We start from the raw sequence: 16,761 nt of genomic DNA, 5'->3' as shown, positions 1-16,761 counted from the left end.
GTGAGGCGACTTGCATAAAATTTTACCCTTCAAAACTTTTCAAACAGCCTCTTACGGATGCAATGCCAGGTGCAGCTTGTGGTGCTGAGGGAAACCAAAAAAAAGCTAGTGCATCGCCATTACCAATATCAAAAAAGAAGTGCTGTCCACCACCAGGTAAAGCAATGGTTTTGATTAGTTTCAAGCCTAAAGTATTTGTGTAAAAGTCTACGGTGCGTGCCATATCTTTACACACCAAAGCGATGTGGTTAATTCCTTTGATTTGAAACTCTGTCATATTAATCACCTATTTGTGAGATTTAGCTTTATGATTAAATGCGGCTTTGATTTATGTTATAAATTGTCTGGATCAATATTCAACTCTCGTAGTTTTATTGCTAAGCGTTCAGATTTTTGCATTTCCTGTAATGCAACTTCTTCTGGTGTAGGTATTAGCTGTGCTTGTGCGGTAAAAAAGCGCAACTTATTTTCATGAACACCTAAATATAAATTTAGCTGCTGACTCCACAACAATCCTTGAGAGTTGGATTCTATCGGCTGATAAGTTCCACCTACTAAACAAAACCCCGCAAATTCTAAATTATTTGGGTCAAACCAGAAGTATTCTGGAGTGCGAAAGGTGTCTTGATAAATTTGTTTTTTTAATCCTTTATCTACTGCTGCCGTTGAAATTGAGAGCAGTTCTATAATCACATTCGGATATTTACCGTCTTCTTCCCACACAACCCAACTGTTACGGGATTTACGTTCAGTATCCAGTACTACAAAAAAATCTGGGCCGCGAAATTTTTCTTTCTTTAGCCGTCGTGAACTGTAGTAGATGCTAATATTTCCAGCGGCAAAAAAGTCATTACGGTCTCGCCACCACCAATCAATGCACTTCAACAACAGCAGCATTTGCTGCAAATGTAGGTATGTTTCCAAGGGTGGCTCATCACTATATAGATCCCCTGGAGGAAATATTACATCATTTGGCTGTTCAAAGTCTTGAGCAAGGGACATGGTTGCAGGGAGGGTTAAATTTGTTGTTCTAAGCGAACGATCGCGTTATAATCTGGCACACCTTCTAGCGATCGCTTATTTTTATCTAATAGCATATTTCCTTGAAAATCACCTGATTTAATTAGAAGTAGCACTTATCCTCTCCAAACCAGTGTACACATTGAATCGTTCGCCTCGCAGAAATCCTATTAAGGTAATTCCGAATTCTTTGGCTACAGATACTGCCATACTACTAGGAGCAGAAACAGAACAAACAATTGGAACTCCAGCAACTAGAGATTTTTGCAAAATTTCAAAACTAGAGCGTCCGCTGACCATGACAATATGATTATTGAAAGGTAATTCGTCACTCAGTAATGCTGAACCAATCAATTTATCTAATGCATTGTGACGACCAACATCCTCTCGCAAGTTTAATAATTGTCCTTGAGCATTGAAGACAGCGGCAGCGTGTAATCCTCCTGTAGCTGTGAAGATACTTTGAGCAGCCCGGAGTTGAGTTGACAGACTGTAAATAGTTTCATCTGTCACTATCGGGCCAGGAAAAATCTCTGGATATTCCCGTAAATTTAAGGCTTCTAGGCTAGCTTTTCCGCAAACTCCACAGGCACTAGAAGTATAAAAGTGACGCTCTAGAGGCTGTAAATTTGGGATCAAGCCTGCTCGCAGTTCTACATTGACGATGTTGTATTGCTGCTCACCATCGACGCAATAGCTCATGCGCTGGATATCTTCTTTACTGTTAATGACTCCTTCACTGTAGAGGAAACCCGCAGCTAGTTCAAAATCTGCCCCTGGTGTCCGCATTGTGACAGCTACTGTCTTCTTTTGAGGCAACAGGCGAATTTCTAAAGGTTCTTCAGTGGTGAGATAGTCTTGGCGTGATCGCATCTTACCATTTTCCACTACCCAGACAGTAGCTTTGGTTTTGCTTCCAATTCGCGTATTCATTATTTGCAGAAGACAGAATTCCTAAATATTGTAAATATGCTACACTGGACTTTAACCAGTGGATAGCAGATATCAAGCTCACTTACGTTTATCGGTTCAGAAATACTAAGCTGTTCCATATATAACTTGCATAATTAGGGCGGGCAAGATGCCCACCCCACAAGAGTTTTATTTAATTTGATTATGTAATTTAGATGTTTTTTAGCTTAGTGCGATCGCCTAAATTGCAAGCATAAAACTGTCTTTATACTCATCCCAATAATTACACTTTAGCTAGGCTAAAAAGTATTTATTACCAACATTACAATTATGCTTAATATCTCAGCAAATACTGTCACTGATCAAGTAATTACTCTTCCAGAAACCAGAGTTAATCTTGTTGCAACTGTTTCAGAAAAGTTTCAACTTCATCAATGGCAACAAGTTAGTGGGCCTTATTCAGTAATATTTCAAGCACCAGAACAAGCGAAAACCTCAGCTATTTTTAAGAACGCTGGAACATATGTTTTGAGATTTTCTGTAATAGAAGCTGACAAAACTATCACCCATAACGATGTCAAAGTTACAGTTAATCCTAATCCTGTGGTCATTGATAATCAATCATCAGCACTCGATCATCTCAAAGCAATGCCGCGTCCAGTGTTTAAAACTGGGCATACACTGCCACCTTTGACAAGTTGCGCTTGTGGTGTGTCTAAAGAGATGGCTAAGGAATTGGCAGAACATTGGGGCTATGCAATTCACGTACCAGCCAGAGACCAAACATATTTAGCGTATGGCTCTGATTATGGCTACTCTCAAGACGAATTTGTACAATATTTAAAAGCAAATCCAGGTAAGTTTAAACTCTCTTCTGGTTTTGGCCCGCTATACAAGTATTTTAATAACTTTGATGGTAGACATCCAGAGTTACCAATTTTGCCAGCAGCGACATGGTTAAGACATGCTAGCGGGGCTTTTATAGTAGAAAATAATCGCCCAGTTGTTTCTCCTGCTGCACCTAATGAGACTTTTGAAATTATAGGAGATTTCATTGGCAAAAGTTTAGCACTGCTAGAGCAACAGACGGGACAAAAAATAGACGTATTTATTAATATGGGCGAATATGGACTGTGGATGCTCAGCGGTGCCGGAAATACATACCTCAAACAGGAGTCAACAGTTTTAGATCATTTTGCTAGCCTTGGTTATACCGACATTGAAGATTACGCTCAGGTATATGCATACATGTCTTGGAATAAGGCTAGGCAAGAAAAGATTTTAAAGGATAAATTATTTAGTTATTTAAAGAATACCAAAAAGCCTGTATATACATGGTATCAAGAAGGCTATGGTGCGGAGAGAGGACGATGGTCTGGTTGGCAAGAGTGGACTTTTTTGTATGAAAAATTCGTGGTTAATGGTGTTCCTCAAGTATCTGATTACAGCAGTGTAGAAGCTTACTATAACTTTCACAATAGCGGCTTTTTTGGGATACATAGTGGTTCAGAAATACCCAATGATATTTTGACTAATGCCTTGAACGATATTGCAGGTTGCTTGTCATTGGGTCAGAAATATGCTTATCCTTGGGTATCAATAGGATGGGAACAATACCAGGATCAACCAATAGCCGAAAGCGATCGCTTTTTAGGCTTTTTAAAAATGTACTATGCGATCGGTGCGCTAGGCACTGTTTCTGGTTACTTTGTTTGTGATTCTTCAGCATATGCCTCAACTTTGTGGAATACGCTGGTAACTAATGGAGCAGTAGGAACTACTACACCCACCTTAACCTGGCAAATGGCTTTAGCTAGTCATGCACAAGCTTTATTTAGCCATCTAGAAGAATATTTACACGATGGTAATTTATTACCAGGTGAAGGCAAGAGTCCATATCAAGCTTATACACCGATACTTTCTGCTTACGAATTTCCAGCAGAGGGAGAAACACAGGAAATCTTAGCTAATTCCGGCTGGAAAATTCCCGTGAAAACTGCGCGAGTAGTGGCGCGGAAAATCAAAAATCAAGACAGATGGCTAGTTGTCGCCTGGGCTAACACAGGTAGCGATCGCTCAATCCGTGTGACAATAGATCCTCGGCTTGGTATGCTGACTCTCAATGCCAGAAAGTGTGGATCTGTCTATGAGGTCAGTCTGGCGAATGGAAAAACACAAATTAAATTAGTTGATGCTGATGGGATGAACCCCACAGCAGACATGTTTGCATGATGGAGACTGGGGACTGGGGAATGGACAAGAGGACGTGGGGATGCGGAGAAAATTTCTCCCACATCTATTGGTTGATGAGGTAGTGGACTAACACAGCTAAAGTAATGTATTAGATGTAGGTTGGGTTGTAGCAAGATCCCGTAGGGTACGAAGTGAAACCCAACATGGATATAAACTAATTTGTTCCTTACTCATCACCCTACAAAAACTCTCTTCTTCATCTCCCAAAACCTTCTTAATTACCCATCTCCTCTGACAGTACAACTACTTCAATACCAGACAAAGCAGTTAACCGCCTATCATTAGTTAAAAAGGTTTCACAACCACTCAAAATTGCAGTAGCACCGTGAATCGCATCTGGTAATCTCAGACTAGTAATAGCCCGCAATCTCGCAGCTTCAATCAACACATCCCGACTTACCGCAACAACTGACAGCACTTCTGAACTTTGTAAAGCTTGTTGATAAACAGACTGTATTTCTAGATTTCCATCCATCAAAGGTTTAACCAACACCTCTGCTAAAGTCAGTTCACTGGTAAAAGCTCTCAAATTGCCAGCATCGATATTATCGAAAAGCTGATTTAATTCATCAAGAAAATCAGCATAACCTTCTATCGCATAGATAAAAATATTAGTATCTAAATAAACTTTTCCCCCCGAATAGCATTTACAACGACCAAGCATCCCGCTCCCTACTAATAAAATCATCAGCTTCTTGCTGTGTAGCAAAACAGCCTTTACCAGTACCGATAATACTACGTAATGATTGTTTATTTTTCGCTGCCGTCTCCACAATTATAATCACATCAACCTCAGTACCAACAGGTAATTCTGATGATTGAATATTAATGACTCCACCTAGTTTTACAACCGCCTTTTGTCTAATAGCTTGGTTCATCTTTTTATCCCCAATAATCTCTATAATGCTCTAAAAATCCTCTCCTTATATTCCTCGTTCAAAAATCCAAAGCAGAGATCGCGTTTTGCTTCTGCTTCTCAGTGACACTCAAATATCGCTCCAAAGCTGACAAAGTCCGATGCCCTGATATCTCCTGAATATGACGCAACGGTATCCCCACATCACGAGTAGAAATAAATCTATACAAGAACATTGGTCACAAGCTTAACTTGTGACCAATGAGCCTCCAGACACATTAGACAGTCACAGCACACACAACCCGAAGGCCATTGATGTGATCTACGGCGCTGGCACCGCGTTGAGCAGAACGGCAGTATGCAGCAGGACTACTCCACCAACCACCACGCACGATAAAATTTTGCTGCTCATGATTATTGCTCCACATGCTGCCGTCTGTAGTCGCACCTTGGTAACTACTGTGCCAAGCGTCTGCACACCATTCCCGGACATTGCCGTGCATATCGTGCAAGCCAAATGCATTAGGTGGATAACTACCTACTGGTGTGGTTTGTTGTTGATAATTTCCTTTTGGAGCTTGATTATAAATAGTGTGGGAATTATAGTTCGCTAATTCAGCTGTAATCGTTTCTCCAAAGTGAAAAGGTGTGGAAGTGCCAGCCCGACAAGCATATTCCCATTCGGCTTCGCTAGGAAGACGATAGTTACGACCCGTTTTTTGAGAAAGTCTGGCACAAAATTCTAAAGCATTATTTAGAGAGATAGACTCTACAGGATGATTATCTCCTTTAAAATATGACGGTTTAGGGTTGAGGTTGCTTTGAACTTGAGGAAAAGATGTCGCTACTCTTTCCCATTGTTTCTGAGTTATGAGATATCTCCCGATGAAAAAGGGCTGAATCGTGACTTGATGTTGAGGACGTTCATTATCGTTACTACTCTCTTCGTTATTAGCAACACCCATTGTAAAAGTACCACCAGGGATTTTAATCATTTCTAAGCTCACATCATGACCTAAGTTTTCTTTAAAAAACTTGGCTTTCTGAGAATATCGCTTAACTATCACTCCCCTTTTATCTACTTTTACTGTTTCAAACTCAACAGTCCATAACGGCAATTCCGAAGCTTTTGCTTGATTAGGAGGAGTATATTTTGGTTTAGCTACAGAGATAGGTGTGAAGAATTGATTTGCCAAAATCTTATGGGCTACAACTGATGCCACTAAACCTACACTTCCGAAACTAGTGAATCTTAAAAACTCTCTTCTGTTTATTTTACGCAGATTGTTTTCAGGAAGTTGAATATGGTTTTGCTGCTGATTTGGAGATTTGATAATTTCTCTATCTGCAACAAAATATGGATAATTTTGATGAAACATTTTATGCGATCGCTAAATTAATTATTGGAATGCAACGCTGTCGCAGTAGTTAGTAAACTACTGTTTTGAGTTGTTATATTTGCTCTGGAAATTATTCAGTGCCGCAGATTATTTTTATGCAAATTCTGTTCAGTCTTGATTGACTAATTAATCAAGAAGACAGGCAAAATGCACTGATTAGAAGCTAGTTATTAGCTCTAACAATCTGATTTGATTTTTGAAATTATACGTAGAGATGAAATAGGGAACTCTGAACACGGAACGGTCAAACAGGAAACATATGTGTACTGAGTTTTTTCAAAAATCAAATAGGAGTTCTAGTATTACTGAATTTTCTTAACTAGATTAAATCAAGCTCAACTAATTTTAGCCATACTTCTTAAGATATAAAAGGTTGATCTCATGAGATAATTTAGTATAAATTGCTACTTAAAACTACAACACTGAATGTTTGTGACTAAAATTTCAAATGTCAAGACGAAAAGTTACAAATAACAGTTCCTATGTGAAAATGAAGTTGGCGCGATCGCACTTTTTAGCTAGTGTTTTTCGTAATTAATTTCTCAAGCGATCGCTTAGTTTCAATTTCTATAAGTTGTCTGGATCGATATTCAACTCTCGTAGTTTTATTGCTAAGCGTTCAGCACGTTGTTTTTCTTGTTCAGCACGTTGCTTTTCTTGTGCAGATTTTTGCATTTCCTGTAATGCAACTTCTTCTGGTGTAAGTATTAGCTGTGCTTGTGCGGTAAAAAAGCGCAACTTATTTTCATGAACACCTAAATATAAATTTAGCTGCTGACTCCACAACAATCCTTGAGAGTTGGATTCTATCGGCTGATAAGTTCCACCTACTAAACAAAACCCCGCAAATTCTAAATTATTTGGGTCAAACCAGAAGTATTCTGGAGTGCGAAAGGTGTCTTGATAAATTTGTTTTTTTAATCCTTTATCTACTGCTGCCGTTGAAATTGAGAGTAGTTCTATAATCACATTGGGATATTTGCCGTCTTCTTCCCAAACTACCCAACTTTTACGGGGCTTGCGTTCGGTATCCAGCACTATAAAAAAATCTGGGCCACGGAATTTTTCTGTTTTCAGCCGTCGTGAACTGTAATAGATGCTGAGATTGCCGGCTGCAAAAAAGTCATTGCGGTCTCGCCACCACCAATCAATGCATTTCAACAACAGCAGCAATTGCTGCAAATGTAAATAACTTTCCAATTCCGGTTCATCGCTATCTAGATCACCTGGAGGTAATATTACATCATTTGAGAGTTCAAAATCTTGAGCGAGGGACATGGTTGTTAGTTAGTTAAAGGATATTTTTTCTAAACGGACGATCGCGTTATAATCTGGCACACCTTCTAGCGATCGCTTATTTTTATCTAATAACACATTTCCTTCTGGCCAGTGTACTTGTAAGTTGCCTAATTGCATGGGTGCAATATAAACCCGTCCCCGTAACTCGCCCAAATCATTTTTGAGAATTACTTGATCCCCATCTTTTAAACCCAATTGTGCGGCATCTTCTGGATTGATTAATACTGCTTCACGCATTGCTCCGGTAATAGCATCCTTGCGTTCTTGTACCATGCTATTAAACTGTTTACCCCGGCGCGTTGCTAATAAAAAATAGCCCTCTGGCAATTCTATTTCAGGTGGTGATAAAACCCCAAAGTGCGCTTTGCCATCTGGGGTGGGAAAATTCCAACCAAAACATAAATGTGTCCCACCATATTGAAACTGGTCTCCCGCCTGCTGCAAGTGCTGAATACCAGCATATTGTGGAATGACTTGAGCAATTTCTTGGCGGATAGCTGCTGTGTCAGCAAAAGTTAGTTTGTTTGCCAAATCTGGTTTTACCCGCCTTGCCAATTCCATAAACACCTCCCACTCTGGACGCGCCTGTTTGATGCGTGGCCCTGGAATTTCTGGACTAAAAATTACTCGGCGTTCGGTGCTGGTTTCTGTGACTCCCCCTGTAATTTCATAGCGAGTAGTGGCAGGTAATAGTATCACTATATCGGCTGGTTCCACTAGCATTTGGCTAGAGAGAACGATATCCATGTGTACCCGTAGTGGTATTTGCTTCAAGGCACTTGCTACATAATCTGGTTCTGGCAATACTTCTAAAAAGTTACCACCCACAGAAAACAACACATCTAACTGTCCTTGATTTGCTGCATCAATCATTTCTGGGGCTATTAAACCCTTACTTGTCGGTACTTCCAAACCCCACAGTTGACCTAAATTGTCAGCATTTTCTTGATTAATCGGTTTACCACCAGGAAAAACCGTGGCGTAACATCCCATTTCTGCACCACCCTGTACACCGGAGTGGCCGCGAATTGGCATTAAACCGCAACCTTCGCGACCAACAAAACCTTTAGTAAGAGCTAGGTTAATAATACTCCGCACATTATCTTCGCCGTATTCGTGCTGAGTGATGCCCATACTCCATACAAATACGGCTTTGTTGGCTTTTTTGACCATTTTGGCAAAGGCATACATGTCATTGCGAGATGCACCAGAAAGTCGTTCTAATTGTTCCCAAGCTTGGCTGGCCAATGATGCCTTGAGTTCTGCAAAGCCGACGGTATAACGCTCAATAAATGACTTGTCTACCCAATCGTTAGCAATCATCTGCTTGATTGTGCCATTTAAAAATGCGATATCCCCGCCCATGTTCACGAGAAAGAAATCTTCGGCAAACTTGGTACCAAACAAGGCACTTTCCACAATTGAAGGAACCCAATATCGTTCCATTCCTGGCTCACGATAAGTATTAATGACTACAATCTTTGTGCCAGCTTTTTTAGCGTAGTGGAGATACTTAACGGTGACAGGCTGATTGTTGGCAACATTTGAGCCAATGAAAACTAACAGATCAGTACCAATCCAGTCTTTGTAAGAACAAGTGGTAGCCGCTGCACCAAGGGCAGCCTTGAGTCCGGCTGTACTGGGAGAATGGCAGATGCGAGCAGCGTTATCAATATTATTGCATCCCATTGCTCGCACAGCTTTTTGGGTAGCATAGTAAGTTTCGTTGACAGTACCACGACTGGTAATGTAGAAACTGAGGCGATCGCTTGTAGTGCTGTGGATACGGCTAGCAACGATCTCTAAGGCTTGATCCCAGCTAACGCGGCGAAAGCCCCTTTCTCCTCGTTGACGCAGCATCGGATAGGGAAGTCGCCCCAACTCACGTAATTGCGAACTTTTTTGATTTTGCAGTTGGGCAACATCTGCTAGCAGCGCGGGATCAAAAGCTGCCATGGTATTCATCTGCAACAATCGCAGTCGCACATTGCAGAGATGGATGCCATCTAATGTCCAGTCTTTCATGCCGGTTGTTCCCAAAGCGCAACCGTCACAAACACCCTTGTTGAGAATATTCCAAGTATAAAGTAGGCGATCGCGAGACAACCAAATTGCTCGAAAGACCTCCCAAAAGTTGTTGGGATACTGTTCGCCAATGCCAAAGGGCTTCCAACTTGCCCAATGCTGGGGCGTCCAATATTTCTTGGGTTTAGGCAACATAGCCACAACTGAATGAGTAAGTCATACTTCTTCCAGGCTACCGTTTTTTTGGCAACATTTAAGGCTAGACACGCCAGTAGTGGACTGTGAAGGCTAATCTGAAATATTACCAAGAAGACGCAAAGACGCGGGGAAGGGGAGACGCGGAGCGCGACCCTTCTCAAGGTCGAAGCACTGGTCAAAAGCCCCCGAATGCGAGTCGTGGAGGCAAAAAACGTTTTCCTCAATTCCTCCCAGTCCCCTTTAATTGAGAAGCGTTAAACTTCGTTGCAAATTGAGAAGTTAAGCAAAACAACGTGATAATTTTTGATGAGTTAAGACACGGCACAGGATTAACAAAGGAGAACCAAGTGGCAATGGAATCAAATTTATTAACGGGCGCGGGTGCAGCAAATCAAGATTTTAGTGAGTATGTCGCCCACCTACAGCTTCATATGACTCTGCAAGCTCGCAACCTGGTTCCAACCCTGAAGCAGACACAAACAGATAGTCGTCAGCAATTACTCCATCAAACCCAAGCCAATTTTGAAAAGCTAGCTTCTCGGCAAACGCCATAATATACATAAATTTTCATCAAAATTCAACTAAAATAAAGGCAGATGTCTCTGATGAATGCTAATGGCATTCTTAGGATATCTGCTTTTTTTAATTTTTTATTTAAAGTATTGTCACAAATATTGTCACAAAAATCACTCTTTTGGAGCAATAGCAAGCAGCACAAAGCCGTTAATATGATGGCAGCGTTTCCTCTCAAGAGCAGTTAGTTAGGGCTAAATGGCAGCTCGAATCAAAATGACTTCATCACTTCCTCGAAATCTCAGCGTTGTCATCCGACCAGTCCAATATCGGGACTTAGACGGAATTGAGCGCCTAACTCAAGAGTCATTCGCATCTCTGACTCCCAAAGGAGCTAGTTATGCCACACGCCAGATGCAATGGTTACACCGCTGGTATGGACTACTCAAATTTTTGAGTTGGTTTCCTAATCCTCTGCAATACCGCTTCTGTGCGTATGTAGCAGAGCAAGCGCGGATGCTATTAGGGATGATTCAGGTGTCACCGTTTAACCGGACGCACAGCACTTGGCGAATTGATCGAGTGATGCTAGACCGGGCTGTCGATAAGCAAGGAATTGGCTCTCAACTTTTGCGCCATTGCTTTGAATCGATTTTAGAAGCTCGGACTTGGCTTTTGGAAGTTAATGTCAATGACCTAGAGGCGCTAGCGCTATATCGGCAAAATGGATTTCAGCGCCTAGCGGAGATGACTTACTGGGAAATTGAACCAAAATTGCTAGCTGAACTAGCACAGGCAGAGCCAGACTTGCCCAATCTGCTGCCGGTGAGTAATGCTGATGCCCAACTGCTATATCAACTAGATACAGCATCAATGCCACCTTTAGTACGTCAGGTATTTGACCGGAATACGCGCGATTTTAAAACCAGTTTGTTCGGTGTTTTAACGGATGCTGTCAAGCAATGGATGACAAAAACAGAAGTAGTCAGCGGCTACGTGTTTGAACCCCAACGCAAAGCTGCGATCGGTTATTTTCAAGTGCAACTCGATCGCAAGGGGAAAGCACCCCATGTGGCAACGCTCACAGTTCACCCCGCTTACACTTGGTTGTATCCTGAGTTGCTATCTCAACTAGCTCGCATTGCCCAAGATTTTCCTCAGCAAGGAATGCAACTAGCTTCCTCAGATTATCAAGCAGAAAGAGAAGAGTATTTAGAGCAAATTGGGGCACAACGTATCGAACATACGTTAATCATGTCACGCTCAGTGTGGCACAAACTCCGTGAGTCTAAGCTTGTCTCCTTGGAAGGTATTCAGTGGACTGATGTGTTGCAAGGCTTACAACCAGCACGCAAACCAATACCAGGCGGGATGTCATGGGTACAACCAAGTAAGTTACCCTCAGATAGACCAGTGCCCAGCAAACCAGAATCTGTCAACTTTGTCAACAAAAACGGTAGCATAGAAGCATCTTGCCAGCCTGATTCCCCAGATGCACAGCAGGAGAATTAGCGTGAGTGCCCAAGAGCAATCAAAGCGATTTATTTCAGCCTTGGGATTAGATGTCGGTCGCAAGCGAATTGGCGTGGCAGGATGCGATCGCACTGGTTTAATAGCTACTGGAATTACTACAATCGAACGCACATCCTTTGTCCAAGATGTAGAACAAATTAGACAAATAGTTAATGAACGCCAAGTGCATATCTTAGTTGTGGGTTTACCATATTCGATGGATGGCTCTTTGGGATTTCAAGCTCATCAAACCCAAAAATTTACTACACGACTTGCTAAAGCACTACAACTACCTGTGGAATACGTAGATGAGCGATTAACTTCATTTCAAGCAGAACAACTGCTGATAGCTGAAAATCGCTCCCCATCACGCCATAAAGGTTTGATTGACCGCAAGGCAGCGTGTTTAATTTTGCAACAATGGTTAGATACTAAGCGAACTCAATCCCATCTCTCAGTAATAGGGGCTGAGATTGATACCTTTTAACATGATATTCTGAAAACATTACCCAGCAGTTGTATTTACGTATAAAGCTATTTGATTGACAATATTTGTGAATAAGATAGTTAAGCGATAATCGCAATTACTGGTATTTATAAAAGTTCGGCATCCGGCTATGTTCTCCTCCCAATTTCCTGAAGAAAATGATCACGCTCATGAGGGTTCTATCACTTTAAGTGATGACAAAGGGCGATCGCTCGAATGTTATATTGAGCATTCCCTTGAGGTAGATGGGCAAGAATATGTTTTGCTTCTACCTGTAGACTCACCTGTGGAAATTTTTGCTTGGCAAGGTGAGGATGAAGATGAAGAAGCTTTGTTAGTAGAAGATGATGATACTATCGAGCAAATTTTTGGCACAGCTCAAGCTGTATTATCTGAGCGCAACCTGTTACTAAAAAATACAGCTTATGCACTAACGGTTGCAGGCGATTTACCACCAGTTGAAGAGTCCGAACTCTTTACTCTAGAAATCGAAGACGATGAAGCAGATTTAGAACCGGAACAATTACAGCTACTTGCTAGCTTTTACGATAAAGAACAAGAGTATGCTGTTTACACTCCCCTCGATCCCCTGCTGTTTTTCGCTCGGATCTCAAAAACAGGTGAACCAGAATTACTGTCTCCAGAAGAGTTTCGCAAAGTGCAACCTCTGTTAGAGGAACATCTTTTTAATGAAGTTGAATGAAAGGGAACTCTTAAATAATTCGTAATTCGTAATGACGCGACGCTCCTGTGTCGCTCTAAGCGAAGCTATGCCGTAGGCTTTACGCTGACGCTCGTACCTCGCTACCGCTGACGCTCGAGGACTCGCTACCGCTTCGCTAACGCTAACGCTATCGCGGACTCGCTACCGCTGCGAAGCGCGTAATTCGTAATGACGCGACGCTCCTGTGTCGCTCTAAGCGAAGCTATGCCGCAGGCTTTACGCTAACGCTATCGCGGACTCGCTACCGCTACGAAGCGCGTAATTAAGTTTTGTAATGGGGATTTAGTGCAAAGTCACTCTTTGGGTTTCCTCCAATCTGACGGCAGTCTCAACTTTGTAAGACAGACCCCAACACAAAACTTGCCGATTATAGAACCGGGGGACTTAAACCCACGGAACTAGTTAACAGGGAACAGTAATAACTAGTCCACTCACAATATTGTGTGTTTTTCACCTATTTTGTGAGAAAAGGTTTATTTCATAGCACTTGCGGGCGTTAGCAAAGGGCATAACTCAATTGAGGTGCTGAAAATGGCTTATGGAGATTTTACAGTCAATTTAAAAAGTCATTCAGCATTCGCATTGATGAAGAAACTGGTTTATGCGCCAGTGTCAAACCCTTAAGATTCGTGTAAAAATAAGTTGAACAATTTAATATTTGTAGTGCGGGCATCTTGCCCGCGCGAGCAAGATGCTCGCACTACTTATTTTTACTTGATGCCTTACAGCCAAGTGAAAAACTCACAAGTATGATCTAAACAATTATTACATTAATAGAGATAGATAAGATTTTAGGCATTCTATCTTAAAGTGTTCAAGGAAACTGGGGGGATATTCCAGGATTGGGTTCGACTAACTAAACTGTATTGAGTTATGCTCTTTTATCTGGCTCTTTACTTTTAAATGTTAATTATGGCCTGGAAAAATCTCTTACAACCTGACTTGATATTAGAAGGTTCGGTGTTGAACTTGACACCAGATATCATCCGACAATATGGGCTAAAAGGGCTGGTATTGGATGTAGATGAAACCTTAGTACCCTTAAGAGTAGGAATGGCATCTCCAGAACTACGACAGTGGGTAGAGCAAATTCGTCCGTATGTGGTACTGTGCTTGGTGAGTAATAACCTCAGTGAAGCACGGATTGGTGGTATTGCCAGATCGCTTAACCTACCTTATTATTTGGGCGCAGCCAAACCTTCCCGGCGCAAAATCCGGGCAGCACTTCGCACAATGAATCTACCAGTGCATCAAGTAGGCATGGTAGGCGATCGCCTTTTCACCGATGTCTTAGCTGGTAATCGCCTGGGGATGTTTACCATCTTAGTTGAACCCATTATCCACCCAGATGCAATGCTGCGCTCTCATCCCATCCGTAACTTTGAGGTCTGGGTGTCAGAAATCCTGGGGGCCTCTATCAGTCCCAAATCACGGAGGTTTACAAATCTTGATAAGTAGTTTACAAAACTTGTTAAATCGTCAGGAAACGAAAGCTAAAGAAATAATTAAAAAACCTTTGTTGCAACAAAAAATCGGGGATCATAATTATTAATAAGACCGGGTCAGCTAAATAAAGACCCTAGCCGATAACAGATACATATAAAACCGTAGAGCGTCAGCCTTCACTTATAGAGGGACTGGCGCTTTACAATTGACTACTTACAGGAGGCAGAGGGGCAGGGAGCAGGGGGAAAAAATTAGAAGCCAATAAATTTATTTATGCTCAAGGCACAAATATTTATTTCCAGACGCGCAAGCGCAAGAAATAATACCTCTATGTATGGGTTTTTCTCCTCTGCCCCCTGCTCCTTTTCCTCTTCGTTGCCCAATGCCCAAAACAATCGTCGTCAAAATCGGTACCTCTAGCCTGACTCAACCTGAAACGGGACAGCTTGCGCTTTCCACCATTGCCACCTTAGCGGAAACACTTTGTTACTTGAGACACCAAGGACATAAAGTAATTTTGGTTTCTTCTGGTGCTGTGGGGGTTGGTTGTGCGCGATTGGGTTTAACTGAACGTCCCAAAGCGATCGCTTTAAAACAGGCAGTAGCAGCAGTGGGACAAGGTAGATTAATGCGTGTATACGATGATTTATTTACTACCTTGCAGCAACCGATCGCTCAAGTATTATTAACACGTAGCGATTTAGTACAACGCAGCCGTTATCTCAATGTTTACAACACCTTTCGGGAATTACTGAGGCTTGGGGTGATTCCTGTAGTGAATGAAAATGATACAGTAGCCGTAGATGAATTGAAATTTGGTGATAACGATACCCTATCGGCATTAGTTGCCAGCTTGGTAGAAGCAGATTGGCTATTTTTACTCACCGACGTAGATAGATTATACTCAGCCGATCCGCGTTCTGTGCCCGATGCGCGACCGATCGCTTTAGTGAGTAGCATTAAAGAATTGGCAGTGCAAGTACAAACAGGTTCCCAAGGTTCTCAATGGGGTACTGGGGGGATGGTGACAAAAATCTCAGCGGCGAGAATTGCCGTTGCGGCTGGTGTGCGTACCGTCATTACCGAAGGCAAATTTCCGCGAAATATAGAGAAAATTCTCCAAGGAGAACCAATAGGTACTCACTTTGAACCACAACCAGAACCAACTTCTGCCCGCAAACGTTGGATAGCTTACGGACATGTCCCAGCAGGTAAATTATATCTAGATGCGGGTGCGATCGCGGCAATTTCGCAAGCAGGCAAATCGTTATTAGCTGCTGGAATTAAAACCGTAGAAGGCGAGTTTGATGTCCAAGAAGCCGTGCAACTGTGTGATATTAACGGCGAAGAAATTGCAAGAGGATTAGTCAATTACAACAGCGATGAACTAAAAAAAATTCGTGGAAAACACTCACGCGAGATTCCGGCAATTTTAGGTTATATCGGTGCGGAAACTGTAATTCACAGGGATAATTTAGTTCTGACTTAGGATAAAAACAAGATTAACTTGGTGATTCTTATGACTCAAGCTTTAGAAAATACTATTGATTTACCAGAAGAACAGCGCTTCTTGAGACGTGGTTTAAGTTGGGAACAGTTCAAAGCCATTCAAGCCAGTTTTGCAAATGTGCCTGGGGTGAGGTTGTTTTATTGTGAAGGAATATTAGAAATTGTGAGTATTGGTAAGCCTCATGAGGCGATTAAGTGTTTAATGGCTGGACTGCTGATTACTTATTTTGAAGTCAAGGGGATTGAATTTTTCCCTAGTGGGAGTTTTACCCAAGCTATTCCTAAGATAGTAGAGTATCAAGCAGACCTATCTTATTGTTTTGGAAAAGATAAATCTGTACCAGACTTGTGCATTGAAGTAGTGATTACTAGCGGTAGTCCGATTAAGCTTCAGAAGTATAAGTTAATGGGAGTTCAGGAAGTTTGGTTTTGGGAAGATGGCACATTTAAGATTTACTGCTTACGAGAACAAGAATATGAGAAAGTTGTGGCTAGCGAGTTATTAACAGAATTAGATTTATCTTTGCTTAATGGTTGTCTTTTGTTGTCGTCTCCGTTGGAGGCTGTCAGAGAGTTTCGCCAGCACCTCGGCTAGGAGTGGGGAAGA

General features: G+C 41.8%; 16 protein-coding genes. 8 read left to right on the top strand and 8 right to left on the bottom strand.

From position 1 onward, the window contains the following. Positions 1–22: 22 nt before the first annotated feature. From AC5JMF_RS32255 to fdhD, 3 genes are all read right to left on the bottom strand, one after another. Positions 23–277 carry a VOC family protein gene (locus AC5JMF_RS32255; protein ID WP_495799780.1) on the bottom strand — a complete coding sequence of 85 codons (255 nt, stop codon included), beginning with the start codon at positions 275–277 and terminating at the stop codon, positions 23–25. 56 nt (positions 278–333) lie between these two features. Next, complete coding sequence (locus tag AC5JMF_RS32250) at positions 334–1,002, bottom strand: Uma2 family endonuclease (RefSeq protein WP_495799779.1); 669 nt, start codon at positions 1,000–1,002, stop codon at positions 334–336. Between the two features lie 117 nt (positions 1,003–1,119). Then, positions 1,120–1,953 carry a formate dehydrogenase accessory sulfurtransferase FdhD gene (gene fdhD, locus AC5JMF_RS32245; protein ID WP_495799778.1) on the bottom strand — a complete coding sequence of 278 codons (834 nt, stop codon included), beginning with the start codon at positions 1,951–1,953 and terminating at the stop codon, positions 1,120–1,122. A 309-nt stretch (positions 1,954–2,262) separates the two neighbouring features. Between fdhD and AC5JMF_RS32240 the strand changes: the two genes are divergently transcribed. Next, positions 2,263–4,164: a PKD domain-containing protein gene (locus AC5JMF_RS32240; protein ID WP_495799777.1), complete on the top strand. Its 1,902-nt coding sequence runs from the start codon at positions 2,263–2,265 to the stop codon at positions 4,162–4,164. 235 nt (positions 4,165–4,399) lie between these two features. Here the strand turns inward: AC5JMF_RS32240 and AC5JMF_RS32235 are convergent, their stop codons facing one another. The 5 genes from AC5JMF_RS32235 to AC5JMF_RS32215 form a co-directional block, all read right to left on the bottom strand. Continuing rightward, positions 4,400–4,849, bottom strand: coding sequence for a type II toxin-antitoxin system VapC family toxin (locus AC5JMF_RS32235; protein ID WP_495799776.1), 450 nt, complete (start codon positions 4,847–4,849; stop codon positions 4,400–4,402). Next, the gene (locus AC5JMF_RS32230; RefSeq protein ID WP_495799775.1) at positions 4,833–5,063 is read right to left on the bottom strand and encodes a hypothetical protein; all 231 of its coding nucleotides are present in this window, start codon (positions 5,061–5,063) and stop codon (positions 4,833–4,835) included. The genes AC5JMF_RS32235 and AC5JMF_RS32230 overlap by 17 nt, the downstream gene beginning before the upstream one ends. A gap of 256 nt (positions 5,064–5,319) precedes the next feature. Next, the gene (locus AC5JMF_RS32225; protein WP_495799774.1) at positions 5,320–6,420 is read right to left on the bottom strand and encodes a formylglycine-generating enzyme family protein; all 1,101 of its coding nucleotides are present in this window, start codon (positions 6,418–6,420) and stop codon (positions 5,320–5,322) included. Between the two features lie 588 nt (positions 6,421–7,008). Next, entirely contained in the window at positions 7,009–7,719 is a 711-nt protein-coding gene (locus tag AC5JMF_RS32220) for a Uma2 family endonuclease (protein WP_495799773.1), read from the bottom strand. Between the two features lie 9 nt (positions 7,720–7,728). Beyond that, a complete protein-coding gene (locus AC5JMF_RS32215; protein WP_495799772.1) occupies positions 7,729–9,960 on the bottom strand; it encodes an FdhF/YdeP family oxidoreductase in 2,232 nt (743 codons plus the stop codon). A 356-nt stretch (positions 9,961–10,316) separates the two neighbouring features. Between AC5JMF_RS32215 and AC5JMF_RS32210 the strand changes: the two genes are divergently transcribed. The 7 genes from AC5JMF_RS32210 to AC5JMF_RS32180 all read left to right on the top strand — a co-directional run bounded on the left by AC5JMF_RS32210 (position 10,317) and on the right by AC5JMF_RS32180 (position 16,749). Next, the gene (locus tag AC5JMF_RS32210; protein WP_495799782.1) at positions 10,317–10,517 is read left to right on the top strand and encodes a hypothetical protein; all 201 of its coding nucleotides are present in this window, start codon (positions 10,317–10,319) and stop codon (positions 10,515–10,517) included. A 217-nt stretch (positions 10,518–10,734) separates the two neighbouring features. Beyond that, positions 10,735–11,988: a GNAT family N-acetyltransferase gene (locus AC5JMF_RS32205; protein WP_495799771.1), complete on the top strand. Its 1,254-nt coding sequence runs from the start codon at positions 10,735–10,737 to the stop codon at positions 11,986–11,988. Between the two features lies 1 nt (position 11,989). After that, positions 11,990–12,475: a Holliday junction resolvase RuvX gene (gene ruvX, locus AC5JMF_RS32200; protein ID WP_495799770.1), complete on the top strand. Its 486-nt coding sequence runs from the start codon at positions 11,990–11,992 to the stop codon at positions 12,473–12,475. 130 nt (positions 12,476–12,605) lie between these two features. Beyond that, entirely contained in the window at positions 12,606–13,178 is a 573-nt protein-coding gene (locus AC5JMF_RS32195) for a DUF3727 domain-containing protein (RefSeq protein ID WP_495799769.1), read from the top strand. Between the two features lie 933 nt (positions 13,179–14,111). Further along, on the top strand, positions 14,112–14,657 hold the full coding sequence (locus AC5JMF_RS32190; protein ID WP_495799768.1) for a YqeG family HAD IIIA-type phosphatase: 546 nt from the start codon (positions 14,112–14,114) through the stop codon (positions 14,655–14,657). Positions 14,658–15,027: 370 nt separating this feature from the next. After that, positions 15,028–16,134 carry a glutamate 5-kinase gene (gene proB, locus AC5JMF_RS32185; RefSeq protein ID WP_495799767.1) on the top strand — a complete coding sequence of 369 codons (1,107 nt, stop codon included), beginning with the start codon at positions 15,028–15,030 and terminating at the stop codon, positions 16,132–16,134. Between the two features lie 30 nt (positions 16,135–16,164). Beyond that, positions 16,165–16,749 (top strand): Uma2 family endonuclease, encoded by a 585-nt coding sequence (locus AC5JMF_RS32180; RefSeq protein ID WP_495799766.1) that lies wholly within the window; start codon positions 16,165–16,167, stop codon positions 16,747–16,749. Positions 16,750–16,761 lie beyond the last annotated feature (12 nt).

The organism is Desmonostoc vinosum (assembly GCF_059505385.1).
This window is presented reverse-complemented; position numbering and strand designations above follow the sequence as displayed.

What these genes read in the sequence shown, in the direction of transcription:
- AC5JMF_RS32195 (WP_495799769.1), top strand. Translation starts at nt 12,606, where the DNA reads ATGTTCTCCTCCCAATTTCCTGAAGAAAATGATCACGCTCATGAGGGT.
- AC5JMF_RS32255 (WP_495799780.1), bottom strand. Translation starts at nt 277, where the DNA reads ATGACAGAGTTTCAAATCAAAGGAATTAACCACATCGCTTTGGTGTGT.
- AC5JMF_RS32235 (WP_495799776.1), bottom strand. Translation starts at nt 4,849, where the DNA reads ATGCTTGGTCGTTGTAAATGCTATTCGGGGGGAAAAGTTTATTTAGAT.
- proB (WP_495799767.1), top strand. Translation starts at nt 15,028, where the DNA reads ATGCCCAAAACAATCGTCGTCAAAATCGGTACCTCTAGCCTGACTCAA.
- AC5JMF_RS32240 (WP_495799777.1), top strand. Translation starts at nt 2,263, where the DNA reads ATGCTTAATATCTCAGCAAATACTGTCACTGATCAAGTAATTACTCTT.
- AC5JMF_RS32250 (WP_495799779.1), bottom strand. Translation starts at nt 1,002, where the DNA reads ATGTCCCTTGCTCAAGACTTTGAACAGCCAAATGATGTAATATTTCCT.
- AC5JMF_RS32210 (WP_495799782.1), top strand. Translation starts at nt 10,317, where the DNA reads ATGGAATCAAATTTATTAACGGGCGCGGGTGCAGCAAATCAAGATTTT.
- AC5JMF_RS32220 (WP_495799773.1), bottom strand. Translation starts at nt 7,719, where the DNA reads ATGTCCCTCGCTCAAGATTTTGAACTCTCAAATGATGTAATATTACCT.
- AC5JMF_RS32205 (WP_495799771.1), top strand. Translation starts at nt 10,735, where the DNA reads ATGGCAGCTCGAATCAAAATGACTTCATCACTTCCTCGAAATCTCAGC.
- AC5JMF_RS32230 (WP_495799775.1), bottom strand. Translation starts at nt 5,063, where the DNA reads ATGAACCAAGCTATTAGACAAAAGGCGGTTGTAAAACTAGGTGGAGTC.
- AC5JMF_RS32215 (WP_495799772.1), bottom strand. Translation starts at nt 9,960, where the DNA reads ATGTTGCCTAAACCCAAGAAATATTGGACGCCCCAGCATTGGGCAAGT.
- AC5JMF_RS32225 (WP_495799774.1), bottom strand. Translation starts at nt 6,420, where the DNA reads ATGTTTCATCAAAATTATCCATATTTTGTTGCAGATAGAGAAATTATC.
- fdhD (WP_495799778.1), bottom strand. Translation starts at nt 1,953, where the DNA reads ATGAATACGCGAATTGGAAGCAAAACCAAAGCTACTGTCTGGGTAGTG.
- AC5JMF_RS32180 (WP_495799766.1), top strand. Translation starts at nt 16,165, where the DNA reads ATGACTCAAGCTTTAGAAAATACTATTGATTTACCAGAAGAACAGCGC.
- AC5JMF_RS32190 (WP_495799768.1), top strand. Translation starts at nt 14,112, where the DNA reads ATGGCCTGGAAAAATCTCTTACAACCTGACTTGATATTAGAAGGTTCG.